The organism is Streptomyces sp. NPDC048182 (genome assembly GCF_043202555.1).
Lineage (GTDB): Bacteria > Actinomycetota > Actinomycetes > Streptomycetales > Streptomycetaceae > Streptomyces.
The window spans coordinates 107,055-121,138 of record NZ_JBIDAQ010000008.1 but is presented as its reverse complement, the minus strand read 5'-3'; the positions used below and the strand labels follow the sequence as shown (position 1 = coordinate 121,138).

General features: G+C 72.1%; 9 protein-coding genes and 1 tRNA gene. 2 read left to right on the top strand and 8 right to left on the bottom strand.

Features of this window, described 5'->3' with window-relative positions:
- Positions 1 to 88 precede the first annotated feature (88 nt).
- Both ACGFZL_RS17895 and ACGFZL_RS17890 read left to right on the top strand, forming a co-directional pair.
- A complete protein-coding gene (locus tag ACGFZL_RS17895; RefSeq protein ID WP_393692718.1) occupies positions 89 to 1,921 on the top strand; it encodes a coagulation factor 5/8 type domain-containing protein in 1,833 nt (610 codons plus the stop codon).
- 490 nt (positions 1,922 to 2,411) lie between these two features.
- Positions 2,412 to 6,368 (top strand): SGNH/GDSL hydrolase family protein, encoded by a 3,957-nt coding sequence (locus ACGFZL_RS17890; RefSeq protein WP_393692716.1) that lies wholly within the window; start codon positions 2,412 to 2,414, stop codon positions 6,366 to 6,368.
- A 216-nt stretch (positions 6,369 to 6,584) separates the two neighbouring features.
- Here ACGFZL_RS17890 and ACGFZL_RS17885 read toward each other — a convergent pair.
- From ACGFZL_RS17885 to ACGFZL_RS17850, 8 genes are all read right to left on the bottom strand, one after another.
- Positions 6,585 to 6,672 (bottom strand) — tRNA-Leu (locus ACGFZL_RS17885).
- 85 nt (positions 6,673 to 6,757) lie between these two features.
- Complete coding sequence (locus ACGFZL_RS17880; protein WP_393692957.1) at positions 6,758 to 7,957, bottom strand: sugar phosphate isomerase/epimerase family protein; 1,200 nt, start codon at positions 7,955 to 7,957, stop codon at positions 6,758 to 6,760.
- 112 nt (positions 7,958 to 8,069) lie between these two features.
- A complete protein-coding gene (locus ACGFZL_RS17875; protein WP_393692714.1) occupies positions 8,070 to 9,467 on the bottom strand; it encodes an alkaline phosphatase family protein in 1,398 nt (465 codons plus the stop codon).
- Positions 9,464 to 10,645: a metabolite traffic protein EboE gene (gene eboE / locus ACGFZL_RS17870; protein WP_393692712.1), complete on the bottom strand. Its 1,182-nt coding sequence runs from the start codon at positions 10,643 to 10,645 to the stop codon at positions 9,464 to 9,466. Before eboE ends, ACGFZL_RS17875 begins: the two co-directional genes overlap by 4 nt.
- Positions 10,646 to 10,648: 3 nt before the next feature.
- The gene (locus ACGFZL_RS17865) at positions 10,649 to 11,497 is read right to left on the bottom strand and encodes a TatD family hydrolase (RefSeq protein WP_393692710.1); all 849 of its coding nucleotides are present in this window, start codon (positions 11,495 to 11,497) and stop codon (positions 10,649 to 10,651) included.
- A complete protein-coding gene (locus ACGFZL_RS17860) occupies positions 11,497 to 12,192 on the bottom strand; it encodes an EboA domain-containing protein (protein WP_393692708.1) in 696 nt (231 codons plus the stop codon). The genes ACGFZL_RS17865 and ACGFZL_RS17860 overlap by 1 nt, the downstream gene beginning before the upstream one ends.
- Entirely contained in the window at positions 12,189 to 13,079 is an 891-nt protein-coding gene (locus ACGFZL_RS17855; RefSeq protein ID WP_393692706.1) for a sugar phosphate isomerase/epimerase family protein, read from the bottom strand. The genes ACGFZL_RS17860 and ACGFZL_RS17855 overlap by 4 nt, the downstream gene beginning before the upstream one ends.
- Positions 13,076 to 14,050 (bottom strand): SCO3242 family prenyltransferase, encoded by a 975-nt coding sequence (locus tag ACGFZL_RS17850; protein ID WP_393692955.1) that lies wholly within the window; start codon positions 14,048 to 14,050, stop codon positions 13,076 to 13,078. The genes ACGFZL_RS17855 and ACGFZL_RS17850 overlap by 4 nt, the downstream gene beginning before the upstream one ends.
- Positions 14,051 to 14,084: the final 34 nt, after the last annotated feature.

Sequence of the window (14,084 nt, the reverse complement as noted above, 5' to 3'; positions counted from 1 at the left end):
CGTCGTTCACTCGGCTGAAACATGCTCGCTCAGAGAGCGCTCCCCCAACCCCCACGATGTTCACTTCCCGAACAGGAGAGCCGCCCCCATGTCCTCCTCCACGCCCACGCCCCCCTCCCCCGCCGGCCCTTCCGCGCCCGAACCCGCCGCCCTGCGCAGGCGCACCGTCCTCGGCACGGCCGCGGCGGCCTCCGCGGCGGCGGCCCTCGCCTCGGTGCCCGGGACGGCGTCCGCCGCGCCCGCGTCCCCCGCTTCGGCGGCCGGCCCCCGCGCGCTGCCCGGCGGCGGCGACCTGGGCCCGAACGTCATCGTCTTCGACCCGGCCACGCCGAACATCCAGGCCCGCCTCGACGACGTCTTCCGCCGCCAGGAGTCGGCGCAGTTCGGCACCGGCCGCTACGCGCTGCTGTTCAAGCCGGGCACCTACCGCGGCCTCAACGCCCAGCTCGGCTTCTACACCTCCATCGCCGGCCTCGGCCTCTCCCCCGACGACACCACGATCAACGGGGACGTGACGGTCGACGCCGGCTGGTTCGGCGGCAACGCCACGCAGAACTTCTGGCGTTCGGCGGAGAACCTCGCCCTGGTGCCGGTCAACGGCACCAACCGCTGGGCGGTCGCGCAGGCGGCGCCCTTCCGCCGGATGCACGTGCGCGGCGGCCTCAACCTCGCGCCCGACGGCTACGGCTGGGCGAGCGGCGGCTACATCGCCGACAGCCGGATCGACGGCCAGGTCGGGCCGTACTCGCAGCAGCAGTGGTACACCCGGGACAGCTCGGTGGGCGGCTGGGTCAACGCCGTCTGGAACATGGTCTTCTCGGGTGTGCAGGGCGCCCCCGCGCAGAGCTTCCCCAACCCGCCGTACACCACCCTGGACACCACGCCGATATCCCGCGAGAAGCCCTTCCTCTACCTCAACGGCACCGAGTACCGCGTCTTCCTGCCCGAGAAGCGCACGGCCGCCCGCGGCGTCTCCTGGGGCAACGGCACCCCGCGCGGCACGTCGTTGCCGCTGAGCCAGTTCTACGTCGCGAAGCCCGGCGTCTCGGCCGCCACCCTCAACGAGGCCCTCGCACAGGGTCTCAACCTCCTGCTGACGCCGGGCATCTACCACCTGGACCGCGCGCTGACGGTGAACCGGGCGAACACGGTCGTCCTCGGCCTCGGCTACGCCACGCTCATCCCCGACAACGGCGTCACCGCGCTGAAGGTCGCCGACGTCGACGGCGTCCGCCTGGCCGGCTTCCTCCTCGACGCCGGACCGGTCAACTCCCCGACCCTGCTGGAGGTCGGACCGCAGGGCGCGTCCCGGGACCACTCGGCCAACCCGACCACCGTGCAGGACGTGTTCGTGCGGATCGGCGGCGCGGGGGCGGGCAAGGCGACCACCAGCATGGTGATCAACAACCGGCACACCATCGTGGACCACACCTGGGTCTGGCGCGCCGACCACGGCACGGGCGTCGGCTGGGAGACCAACCGGGCCGACTACGGCGTGGTGGTCAACGGCGACGACGTGCTGATCACCGGCCTGTTCGTGGAGCACTTCAACAAGTACGACGTGCAGTGGAACGGCCAGCGGGGCCGCACGATCTTCTTCCAGAACGAGAAGGCGTACGACGCCCCGAACCAGGCCGCGATCCAGAACGGCTCGATCAAGGGCTACGCCGCCTACAAGGTCGCCGACTCGGTCACCGCGCACGAGGCGTGGGGCCTGGGCAGCTACTGCTACTACAACGTGAACCCGTCCATCGTGCAGCACCACGGCTTCGCCGCCCCCAACCGCTCGGGGGTGCGCTTCCACGACCTCCTGGTGGTGTCGCTGGGCGGCAACGGGCAGTACGAGCGGGTCATCAACGACACGGGCGCGCCCACGTCGGGGACGTCCACCGTGCCGTCGACGGTGGTGTCCTACCCCTGACCGGCTCCGGCGCCGGCCCTCCCGAGGCGGGAGGGCCGGCGTCGTCACGCCAGGCGGCGGAGCACCCGGGTCTCCCGCCACCCCGGGCAGATCGAAATCGGCCAATCAGATCAAGCCGCACCGCGCTTCGCCCACAGCACCCGCTCAAGCACTTCGCATGCGGAGGCATCCGTGACGGACCGGCTTCGAGGCCTTGAGGGTGCCGGCGCTTTCCAGCCATGAATTGCCGAACCTTTGCGTGCCCCATACATGTAACCCTTATGCTCACCGGCGCCCGGAGGAGTGGACCAGACCACTTCTCGATCGGGCGGTGGCCCGCGACCAGCAGGCGACGCCCGCGTCCTCTCTCTCGACGGCCCAGCCAGGCCAGCGGTGCGGCGCGGCCTGAGGCCGCCGGGCCAGGCCCGTGCACCGACCGGTCACGGGTTCTCCGTTGAAGGAAGCAAGGGAATCTCCCGTGGGGTCCAGAAGAAGAAGGTACAGACCCGTGGTGGCCGCGGCGGTCGGCGCCGTGCTGGTCGGCGGCCTGTTCCAGGCCGTTCCCGCCACCGCCGTGCCGAAGGCGGAACCTGAGCCCGGTCCTCCTGTGCCGCGGTCGTCCGGACGGGTAGCGGATCCCGACACAAAGCTGGGGAAGGGCTGGCAGACCTCTCCGGACCGGGCGGTGACCGCTGCGGCCGACACCGACGGCCTGCATGTCCTGGTCGCGGACAGCACGAAGGCGTATGTGTGGAAGAGCGCGGCCACGCTGTCCGAGCCGGGCATGCCTGCCGACTCCTGGGTCGGTAATCAGTGCGTCATGGACGCCGATCACATCGCGGCCGTCTACGCTCCCCGCTCGTTCACCAACAAGCCGGATCTGATGCAGGGCGGTGCGTTCGCCGCCGTCGTCGACATCAAGACCGGCGCGGTGACCAAGCTGCCGTTCACCGCCTCGCTCGCCTACTTCGATCCGTCCTGCAACACTCGGACGCACACGGCGGCGTTCACCGCCTTCCGCGGTATGAACGAACTCCGCGGCATGAAGACCCGTGTGCTGACCGTCGACACGGCCGGGAAGACGACGCGCACGGCCACCCTGTCCGGTGAGGTCACCAGCGCGGTCCCGGTCGAGGACGGCACCGTCGCCGGACGCGGGCACGATCTGGTCCACATCGACCGATCGGGAACGGTGAAGAGGCTCGCCGCCGCGGACAGTACGCCGTTCGACATCCGCCCCACCGCGAGCGGGCAGATCGCTTTCGCCGACCGCAAGGGCGCCTCGACGGCGCGGGCCAAGCTGTTCACGGGAAACGGTGAGCCCGCCGTCCTCGCGTCCGGCAGGCTCGGTGACCTCGACCTGATGTCGGGCGCGGCAGGTCGAGTGTTCCTCACCGGCCATCCCACCGGCGGCGTGCGCACCGAGGCAACCGGCGTCACCAGGATCGAGGCGCCCGCCGACACGGACATATCGAGCCATGGCCGCTTGGCAGTCGTGGCGGTCCTCACTCCCGGTGTGCAGGCAGGTCTGGCGAGGGTCAAGGACGCGGGCCGCGGTTTCAGCAAGGAGAGCGCCACCGGTCAGCAGCGTGCCGCGCAGTCGCCCCAGCAGCAGGCGTCGTCCGAGCCGACGACAGTGACCTCGACGGCGACCACCACCGGCATGGAGCTGACGCAGCGCGTCCAGCCTGCCGACTCCGGCGCCCCCGCGTCCGCGATGTCGCCCGCGCTCACCGCCGCCGCCACCACCGAGGCAGCGGCCCAGCCGACGCGGACCGCGGCGGCGAGCAGCGCGTCCACGACCCCGGTCGACACCGACCGCTGGTGCTCGATCTCGCGCAACGACGTGAACGCGCAGGCGTTGCAGCCGACCCCCAACCAGGTCGAGTGGGCGGTCGACATGGCCGTGCGCGGCGACCTGACCGCCGGCTGGCTCAAACAGGGCGGGTACCGCAACCAGACCGGGATGAGCACAGTCGACCCGCAGGGGCTCTTCCCCGTCCCGACGCTGAAGGGCGGCGGCCGGATCCCCGCCAACGTTCTGCTGGGTGTGCTGGCGCAGGAATCGAACCTGTGGCAGGCGGAGTCCGGCGCGATCCCCGGCCAGACGGGCAGCCCGCTTGCGGCTGTGGACGGCTACTACGGCCACCAGACCGGCGGCTCGACCGCCGACTACTGGAAGATCCGCTGGGACGATTCGGACTGCGGCTACGGCGTCGGCCAGATCACCGACGGCATGCGCCTGGCCGGGCACGAGAAGCCGGGCGAGACCAGTCTGCCCGCGGCCAAGCAGAAAGCGGTGGCGGTCGACTACGCGACCAACATCGCCGCCTCTGTCCAGATCCTCGCGGACAAGTGGAACGAGGTCCACACCGATGGGCAGGAGGTCACCGTCAACGACGACGACCCCTCGAAGGTGGAGAACTGGTTCACCGCGGTGTGGAACTACAACCTCGGATTCAACCCTCCCACCCCGCACAGCAACGGGCCGTGGGGGCTCGGCTGGTACAACAACCCCGCCAACCCTATCTACAAGAAGAGCTGGGGCCACCCCTTCATGGACACCAGCTTCGATCCCGACGCGAACCACGATGCGGCGCACCCGCAGGACTGGCCCTACGAGGAGAAAGTGATGGGCTGGTCCGCCTGGTCCATCGACACCGGCTACTCCTACGGCACCGACGGCCGGCAGGACTGGCAGGGCGAGTCCGGATTCTCCTCGGCCGGCTTCTACCCGGCCTGGTGGATCAACGACACCGAGCGCAGCCAGGTCTCCCCGGACCTGACCGTCTTCTGCAACAGCTACAACGACTGCGACTCCGTCATCCCGCCCGATTGCACGACCGAGGCTTGCTACTCCCAGTACTGGTGGCACGCACCCAACGCGACATGGAAGGACGACTGCGCCACCACCTGCGGCCACGAACACATCAAGTACGAGACGCTCAGATCCGAACCGGGCCGTGGCTACCGACTCAAGAACGGTGAACCTGTCTGCTCCGGTGCCCCGGCCGGATCCCACGTCGTCGCCCCCGTCCCCAACGGAACCGAATCATGGAGCGACTGCGGCCAGATCACATCGTCCGGCAGCTTCCAGTTCGCCTTCAACCCCGATTCCGACAACCAGTACGAGGCCAAAGCCGACCTGCATCAGATCGGTGGTGGCTACGGCGGCCACTTCTGGTATGCCCATGCCCGTGACGATGCGCATCTCGGCGGCGTCGCCGGCCCCCTGACCGTCACCGGAACCTGGACGCTCGGCCAGAGTCTCGCCTGGTCCCGCGTCTTCGTGCACCTGCCCGACACCGGGGCCCACACCCAACAGGCCCACTATGTGATCAAGGGTGTGGACGGCGGCGATCGTGACCGCTACGTCAACACCCACTACGGCGAGAGCACGTGGGTGGAGCTCGGCGTCTACCACTTCACCGGCACACCACGCGTGGAGCTTTCGAACACCACGGACGACGGCAGCGCCGACGACGACATCGCCTTCACCTCCATCGCTTTCCAGGAACTGCCCGGCAAGCCGAAGGACATGGTCGTCGTCATGGGCGATTCCTACTCCTCCGGCGAGGGCGCCGGGACCTACTCGCCCGAGTCCGACCGGGACCACGACGAGGAGACCTGGAACGCCTGCCGGCGCAGCGACAACTCCTGGGCCCGCAAAGCGACACTGCCCGGCGCCACATCCACCATCGGAGCACTGAGCGACGCGCACGCGTCCTCGGTCGACTTCCTCGACGTCGCCTGCTCCGGCGCCTTCACATGGAACGTCCGCGGCAAGAGCACCGATGATCAGGGCAACGACTACGACACGTGGCCCGTGTCGTGGGACGACCGGAGCAAGTACGCCAGGACGGACGGCCAGTTCCACGAGATGGGACAGATCAAATCCGGTGTCCTCAGCAGGGACACGACCCTCGTCGCCCTGACCGTGGGCGGGAACGACGCGGGCTTCCCGAGCGTGATGCAGATGTGCGCCACCACCGGGTGCCCGTCCGAGGACGACGTCAGCGGCGACATCGACGACACCATCCCGAAGATCGAGAAGGTGCTCCGGGAGATTCACACCCAGGCACCCGATGCCAAGATCATCCTCATGGGGTATCCGCAGCTCTTCAACGAGGACTCGCTCACCTGCGTGAGCGGCGTCGGCGGGGCGGGCATGATCCGCGTCAACCTCATGGCTCGAACCATGGCGGACAAGCAGGAGCAACTGGTCACATCCCTGCACGAGGCAGGTCTTCCCGTCACCTACGAGTCTCCCGACAGTGATTTCGAGGGCCGCCGCGCCTGTGACGATCCGGAAGGGATCAACAAGATCGTGAAGGCCCCCGCGGGAGACGGGGACTTCCGATGCGAGCTGGGGGGAAGCTGGTGCATCAGCCGCGAGAGCTACCATCCCAACAGCGTCGGCACCACCGCCTACGCCCGCGCCTTCACACGTGCCGTGAACAAGCTGTGAGCCGCCATGCCTGAGAACCGAGGGAGGCCGAGAGAGCCGGTGGAGAACCATGGCCACTCGGCGCCGTGGGCAAAGGCCCTGGCCGCCGTGATCCTCCTCGTTCTCGTCCCCCTGGCCGCCTGGTTTCTGATCTCCCTCCAGAGATCGGACGCCTTCTCCTGGTGAGATCCGAGAAACAGGAGAGCCCCGGCCGAAGCCGGGGCTCTCTCTTCTCACTGGTGTCCGAGGGGGGACTTGAACCCCCACGCCCGATAAAGGGCACTAGCACCTCAAGCTAGCGCGTCTGCCATTCCGCCACCCGGACCAGGTGTCTGTCGCCGTGGGGTGGTCCCCGGGGCGACACGACAACCATACCAAGCTTTGGGAGCGCCCTTCACCTGCGTTTCTTGTCAGTGGCGGCGCCTGCGCAGGGCGGCCAGGTTGTCGTAGCTGATCTTGGCGTAGCGCAGTGACTGTCCGAGGTCGGTGGCGCTCGGGGCGTTGTCGTCCTCGATCATCGGGTTGCGGTAGTCGGTGTTGCCGACGCGGGTGAAGAAGGTGCGGTAGTCGATGACGCCGGTGCCGAAGGGGACCATCTCGTAGCCCTGGCCGTTGGTGGTGCTCACCACGCCGTCCTTGGCGTGGAAGAGCGGGTAGCGGTGGTTGTAGCGGGTGACGACGGCCGCCGGGTCGAAGACCTGCTCGCGGGTGGTGCCGTCGGGGGCGGTGTAGGTGTGGAACTTGTACTGCGCGACGTGCGCCCAGAAGATGTCCATCTCCAGCCAGACCAGCGCCGGGTCGGTGATCTTCAGGAAGTACTCCAGCTTGCGGATGCCGGAGCTGCGGGTCGGGCGGCCCTGGTCGTCCAGGGGGCCGGCGTCGAGCAGGAAGCCGTAGGCGGCGTCGTGGTTGTGGGTGTAGAGCTTGATGCCCTCGCGGCGGGCGATGCGGCCCAGCACGTTCCACTTGTCGGCCGCCACGTCCCAGTCGGCCCGGTAGGAGCTGCCGGTGGGGTCGCCGCCGGTGCCCATGTGGTCCATGCCGAGGATGTTGGCGATCTCCAGGTGCTTCTTGAAGGTGTCCAGGTCAGGGGTGGTCAGCGGCCAGGAGGACGGGATGAAGCCGTGGTTGCCCTGGGCGCGCAGGCCGTACTCGTCCAGCCAGCGGCGCAGCAGCTTGGCGCCCTCGACGGACTCGAGGTTCGCGCCGCCGGGGGCGTTGGCGTGCTGGCCGTAGCCGGCGAACTCCACCTGGCGGTACCCGTAGCGGGCGAGCTGCTTGAAGACCTCGCGGAAGCCGGAGGGCAGGTCGGTGGAGAGGGGGTCGCGGCCGGTGGCGTCGCGGACGGTGTAGAGGATGATGCCGCGCTTGCGGGCCGGGACCAGGACATCGTTGCCATGGCCGTGGTCGTGGTCGTGATCGTGGTCGTGGTCGTGGCCGCCGTGGTGGTCGCCGGCCAGGGCCGGGGACGCGCCGAGGACGGGGGCGGCGATCGCGCCGGCCGCGACCGCCGTGCAGGTGCTGAGGAAGCGGCGGCGGCCGACGCCGAGGGTGCGGCGCAGGGCCTCGTCCGGGCCGTCGGCGGGGGTGCGGGCGGGGTCGGGGGACATCAGGGTCACGGGTGCCTGCTTTCTGGGTCGTGGCCTGCGCCGATGCGGGCGGGGCGGGCCGTTGTCAGTGCCGCGTGGTTCACTTTCGGTGGTCGGGAAACAGCGGAGCGTGTCAGCCGAGTCCGGCCAGTCCGAGCAGGAGTTGCTTGACGTCGGTGGCCGCTACGCGGTCGCCGACAGCGCGGGGGGTGGAGCAGATGAGGAGCGGACCGTCGTCGTCGCTCGCCGGGAGGCGGCCGTGGCTGCCGCGAATAGGTGCGGGGTCCAGGGGCACGACCGCCATGCGGTAGCGCATGCCGAGCTTCTTGCGGGCCAGGGCGGTGGCCGCCTTGACCTTGACGTAGGGGTCGAGGGGGTCCATGAACAGCTCGACCGGGTCGTAGCCGGGTTTGCGGTGGATCTCGACCAGCTGCGCGAAGTCGGGCGCGCGGGCGTCGTCGAGCCAGTAGTAGTACGTGAACCAGGCGTCGGGCTCGGCGACGGCGACCAGCTCGCCTGCGCGGGGGTGGTCGAGGTGGTGGGCCTTCTTGCCGGCGTCGTCCAGGAGCTGGTCGATGCCGGGCAGCCCTTCGAGGGCGGCCCGGACGGCGTCCAGGTCCTCGGGGCGGCGGACGTACACGTGGGAGATCTGGTGGTCGGCGACCGCGAAGGCGCGGGAGGCCATCGGGTCGAGGTACTCCATGCCGTCCTGCGTGTGCACCTCCAGGAGGCCGGCGCGGCGCAGGGCGCGGTTGATGTCCACGGGCCGGTCGGCGCGGGTGATGCCGTACTCGGAGAGCGCGACGACGGTGCGGCCCTCGGCGCGGGCGTCGTCCAGGAGCGGGGCGAGGGCCACGTCGAGGTCGGCGGCGGCCTTGAGGGAGCGGGGGTCGTCGGGGCCGTAGCGCTGGAGGTCGTAGTCGAGGTGCGGGAGGTAGCACAGGGTCAGGTCGGGGTGTCGGGTGCGCTGGATGTGCCGGGTGGCGTCGATGATCCACTGGCTGGAGACCAGGTCGGCGCCGGGCCCCCAGAAGTGGAACAGCGGGAAGGTGCCGAGCTTCGCCGTCAGCTCGTCGTGCAGCTCCGGCGGCCGGGTGTAGCAGTCGGGTTCCTTGCGGCCGTCGGCGTAGTAGACGGGGCGGGGGGTGACGGTGATGTCGGTGTCGGCGCCCATCGCGTACCACCAGCAGATGTTGGCGACGGTGTAGCCGGGGTGGACGCGGCGGGCGGCGTCCCACAGCTTGTCGCCGGCGACGAGCCCGTTGTGCTGGCGCCACAGCAGGACGTCGCCGAGTTCGCGGAAGTACCAGCCGTTGCCGACGATGCCGTGCTCGGCGGGGTGGGTGCCGGTGAGGAAGGTGGACTGGGCGGCGCAGGTCACGGCGGGAAGGACGGTGCCGAGGGCGGCGCGGGAGCCGGTCGCGCCGAGCCGCTTGAGGTGGGGCATGTGGTCGAGGAGGCGGGGGGTGAGGCCGACGACGTCGAGGACGAGGAGCGGGGTGGGCCGCTGGGCCGGGTCGGGAGAGGTCACGGCAGCTCCTTGAGGCCGAGGTCGGTGAGGAGGTCGCGGGCGAGGGTCAGCTCGGCGGCGATGCCGTCGGTGAGCTGGGCCCGGCCGCGGGGCCGCAGCTCGGGCGGCAGGGCCTGCCAGGTGTAGGTCTCCACCTCCAGGTGGCGGGTGAGGGGCCGCGGGCCGCCGACGAGGCGGGCCAGCGCGGCCTTGAGGACGGGGAGGGTGGAGGTGAGGGGCGCGGCGGGGGCCGCGTGCAGCGGGACGTGGAAGTGGGCCCGCCAAGGGGCGGCGTCCGGCAGGGCGTCCGTGGTCAGGGCCTCGTCGAGGTCGTCGGTGCCGAGCAGCCCCGCGTCGGTGGTGGTGCGGGTCTGGTGCAGGAAGCGGGGCTCAGCGAAGGCGGCGAGGGCCGCGCGGACCTCGGGGCGCGCGGGGTGCTCGGCGTGCAGGGCGGCGGAGAGCTGGGACTTGACGACGGGGACGCCGGCGGCGGCCAGGGCGTCCAGGGCGGTGTCGGGATCCTCGAAGGAGGTGGCGAGATGGCAGGTGTCGAGGCAGAGGCCGACGCGGTCGGGGCGGCCGAGCGCGGTGAGCGGGGCGATGGCGTCGCGGGTGGTCTCCACCACGCAGCCTGGCTCGGGTTCCAGGCCGATGCGGACCGAGCGGCCGGTGAGGTCCTGGAGCGCGTCGAGGCGTTCGGCGAGGGTGGCGAGGGTGGCGAGGGCGGCCTGGGCCTTGTCGGCGCGGGCGTCGTCGTAGGCGGTGCGCCAGGCGAGCGGCAGGGTGGAGACGGTGCCCTCGGTGACGTCGTCGGGGAGCAGCGCGGCGAGGAGGCGGGCCAAGGAGGTGGTGTGGTCCAGGCGTTCGGGGTCGGCCCAGTCGGGGCGGTAGACGCGGTGCTTGACCTCCTCGGCGCCGAAGCCCTCGTAGGGGAAGCCGTTGAGGGTGACGACCTCCAGGCCGCGCCGGTCGAGTTCGGCGCGCAGACCGCGCAGCGCGGCGGGGTCGGTGATCAGGGCGTGGGCGGCGCCGCGGGCCAGCCACAGGCCGATGCCGAGGCGGTCGCGGCCCAGGCGGCGACGGACCGGCTCGCAGTGGTCGCGCAGCTGGGCGAGGACGCCGTCGAGGGTCTCGGCGGGGTGCACGTTGGTGCAGTAGGCGAGGTGGACGACGGAGCCGTCGGGGTGCCGGAAGCGCATCGCTCACTCCCCGCCGCGCAGCACGGAGTTGCCCTCGTGAGTGGGGTCCGGCGCGGCCACGTCGAGTTCCAGGCGGCCGCTGAGGCCGTAGAAGGCGACGGGGTTGCGCCACAGCACCCGGTCGACGTCGTCCTCGGTGAAGCCCTCGGCGAGCATCAGGTCGGCGACCTTGCGGGTCTTCAGCGGGTCGCTGTTGCCCCAGTCGGCGGCGGAGTTGACCAGCACCTTCTCCGGGCCGTACTCACGCAGGATCGCCACCATCCGGGCCTCGTCCATCTTGGTGTCGGGGTAGACGGAGAAGCCGAGCCATGCGCCGGCGGCCCTGGCCTCCTTGACGGTGGTCTCGTTGAGGTGGTCGACCAGGACGCGGTCGATGTCCAGGGCGGACTCGCGGACCACGTCCAGCGTGCGGCGCAGTCCGGCCAGCTTGTCGCGGTGCGGGGTGTGCACGAGGGCGGGCAGGCCGTGGTCGGCGGCGAGTTGGAGCTGGGCGGCGAGCGCGGTGTCCTCGGCGGGGGTCATGGAGTCGTAGCCGATCTCGCCGACGGCGACGACGCGGTCCTTGACGAGATACCGGGGCAGGTCGTCCAGGACGGGCAGGCAGCGCGGGTCGTTGGCCTCCTTGGGGTTGAGGGCGATCGTGCAGTGGTGCGCGATGCCGTACTGGGCGGCGCGGAAGGGTTCCCAGCCGAGCAGGGCGTCGAAGTAGTCGTGGAAGGAGGCGGGCGAGGTGCGGGGCTGGCCGAGCCAGAAGGCGGGCTCGACCAGGGCGCGGACCCCGGCGGCGTGCATGGCCCGGTAGTCGTCGGTGGTGCGGGAGGTCATGTGGATGTGGGGGTCGAAGATACGCATCAGGACTCCTTGCCGTGGGGGCCGTGCGAGGCATGGTGGCCTTGCGAGTCGTGGGGGCCGGCGGGTTCGGTCAGGGCCAGGACGCGGTGCAGGTCGTCGGGGACGGGGCGGCCCGCGGCGGTGCGCTCGGCGGCGTAGTCGGCGAGCATGCGGGCGAGTTCGGCGTCGGCGCGGGCACGGCGATCCAGAGCCGCTATCCGGTCCACCGGGACGCCGGTGAACAGGCACTTCAGTACGGCGTGCCGCCACTGGTGGGCGTCGAGGTGCCGGGCGGCGTACGGGCCGAGGGCGGCGGCGACCAGGCGGGTGTCGTTGGTGCGCAGGGCGTCCTCGACGAGCGGGAGGGCGTCGGGGCCGGGCACGAGGTGGGGCAGCGCGTGCAGCACGGCGCGCCGCTCGTCGGCGGTGCCCTGGGCGTAGACGCGGGCCAGGGCGGCGTGGTCGGCACGGGCCGCGTGCAGGATCAGGACGCGGGCGGCGTCGGCGTGCGCGGGCCCGCAGCGGCGGCCGGCCTCGGCGAGGCGCAGCTCCCAGACGGAGACGGGCCCCTCGGTGCGGGGGTGGGCGGCGGCCTCGTCCATAGCCTGGTCCAGCCAGGCGCGGGCTGCTCCGCCGAGGCGGGCGGTGAGGTCGGCGCGCAGGTCGGCCGGGGTGGTGCCCTCGGGTGCGCGGACGGTCTCGTTCGGGTGCGTCATCGGGCGGGGCTCCCTTCGGTGCGGCCGGCGGTGGCCGCCGCGTGGAGGAACGGGAGGGAGTGCGCGGCGTGGTGGGGGCCGGCGTGGGAGTGGCGGGGCAGTTCGACGACGGTGAGGCCCTGGTAGCCGGTGTCCGCGAGGGCCGCGAGGACGGGCGGAAAGTCGATCTCGCCGTCGCCGAAGGGGAGGTGTTCGTGGACGCCGCGGCGCATGTCCTCGATCTGCACGTGGCGCAGCCAGGGGGCGGCGGCGCGGACGCAGTCGGCGGGCGGGAGGGGTTCGAGGCACTGGCAGTGGCCGATGTCCAGGGTGAGGCCGAGGTGCTCGGGGTCGCCAAGGGTGCGGCGCAGCCGGTGGAAGCCGTCGAGGGTGGCGAGGAGGTGGCCGGGCTCCGGTTCGACGGCGAGGGGGACGCCCGCGTCGGCGGCGGCCTCCAGAACGGGGCCGAGGGAGTCGGCGAGCCGCAGCCAGGCCGTGTCCTCGTCGGTGCCCGGCGGGGTGGTGCCGCTGAAGCAGTGCACGGCGTACGCGCCGAGGTCGGCAGCGACCCGCACGGCGCGGACCAGGAGGCCGGTGCGGCGGGCGCGGTCGGCGGGGTCGGGGTCGAGCAGGCCGGGGCCGTGCTTGCGGCGCGGGTCGAGGACGTAGCGGGCGCCGGTCTCGACGGTCACGCCGAGGCCGAGCGTCTCCAGCCGGCGGGCGACGTGGCGGGTGCGGGCGGGCAGGTCGTCGGCCGTCGGGTCGAGGTGCATGTGGTCGAGGGTCAGCCCCACGCCGTCGTAGCCGAGGTCGGCGAGGAGGCCGAGGGCGTCGTCGAGGCGGAGGTCGGTGAGGCCGTTGGTGCCGTAGCCGAAGCGGAGCCCGCCGGGGGTGCGGGGGTGGCTCATGTGATGCTCACCTTCTTCGCGAACCGCCGGCCCAGCGGGGCGAGGGCCGTCACGAGCAGGGCGGCGCCGGTGGCTCCGGCGCGGACGGCGAGGGCGGCCTGGAGGGGGATGGTGGCCCGGATGCCGCCGCCGACGGCGCGTTGGACGAGCGGGGGTGAGGGGTTGAGGGCGGCGTGGAAGTAGGGGCGGGCGGCGGTGGCGGCGTAGAGGGCGCCGAGGGCGGTGGCGGCGGCGGACCGGGTGCGGGCGTCCGACGGGCCGGGCGTGTTCGGCACAGCTCGGTCCGCCGCGGTTCGCGGGGCGTCGGGGCGGGTCACCAGGCCGGTCAGCAGGGTCGTCGTCGCCAGGGCCGCCAGCGGGGGCAGCGGGGAGCCGCCCCGGGTCTCCTCGCGGGATACGGCGGTGACCGCGAGGGTGTGGGTGGCGAGCAGGGCGGCGGAGGGCAGGGCCGCCCCGGTGGTGCCGCCGGTCGCCGCCGCGCCGAGGAGCAGGTCGAGGCCCCGGGCGGCGGCCATGGCGGCGGGGCCGGCCGGGGTGTGCTTGAGGGCGAGGTCGTAGGCCCAGACGGTGGCCGCGAGGGGGGCCGCGACGGCGAGGCCCTGGCGGCCGGCGCGGGCGGCCAGGGCCAGGCCCGCGGCGGTCAGGGCGCCGGCCGCGGCCAGGGCGGCGGCGGGGCGGATCCGGCCGGAGGGGATCGGGCGGTGAGGGCGTTCGGCGGCGTCCTCCGCGCGGTCCGCCCAGTCGTTGAGGGCCATGCCCGCCTCGTAGAGGCAGAGCGAGGAGCCGACGGCGAGCAGCGTACGGGGCCCGGGGCGCAGCCCGGCCGCGGCGGCGCCGGCGAGGGCGTCGCCGGGGACGGTGAACAGGGCGGGGAGACGGAGGAGTTCAGCCCAGGCGGAGGCGGTGGCGGCCGTGGGTTTCGCGGCAGCCGCGACCGACGCCTCGCGCGGCGGGGGCGGACTGCTCAACACCGGTGTGTTACCGGCCGCCGCCCTCTCCTTCAGG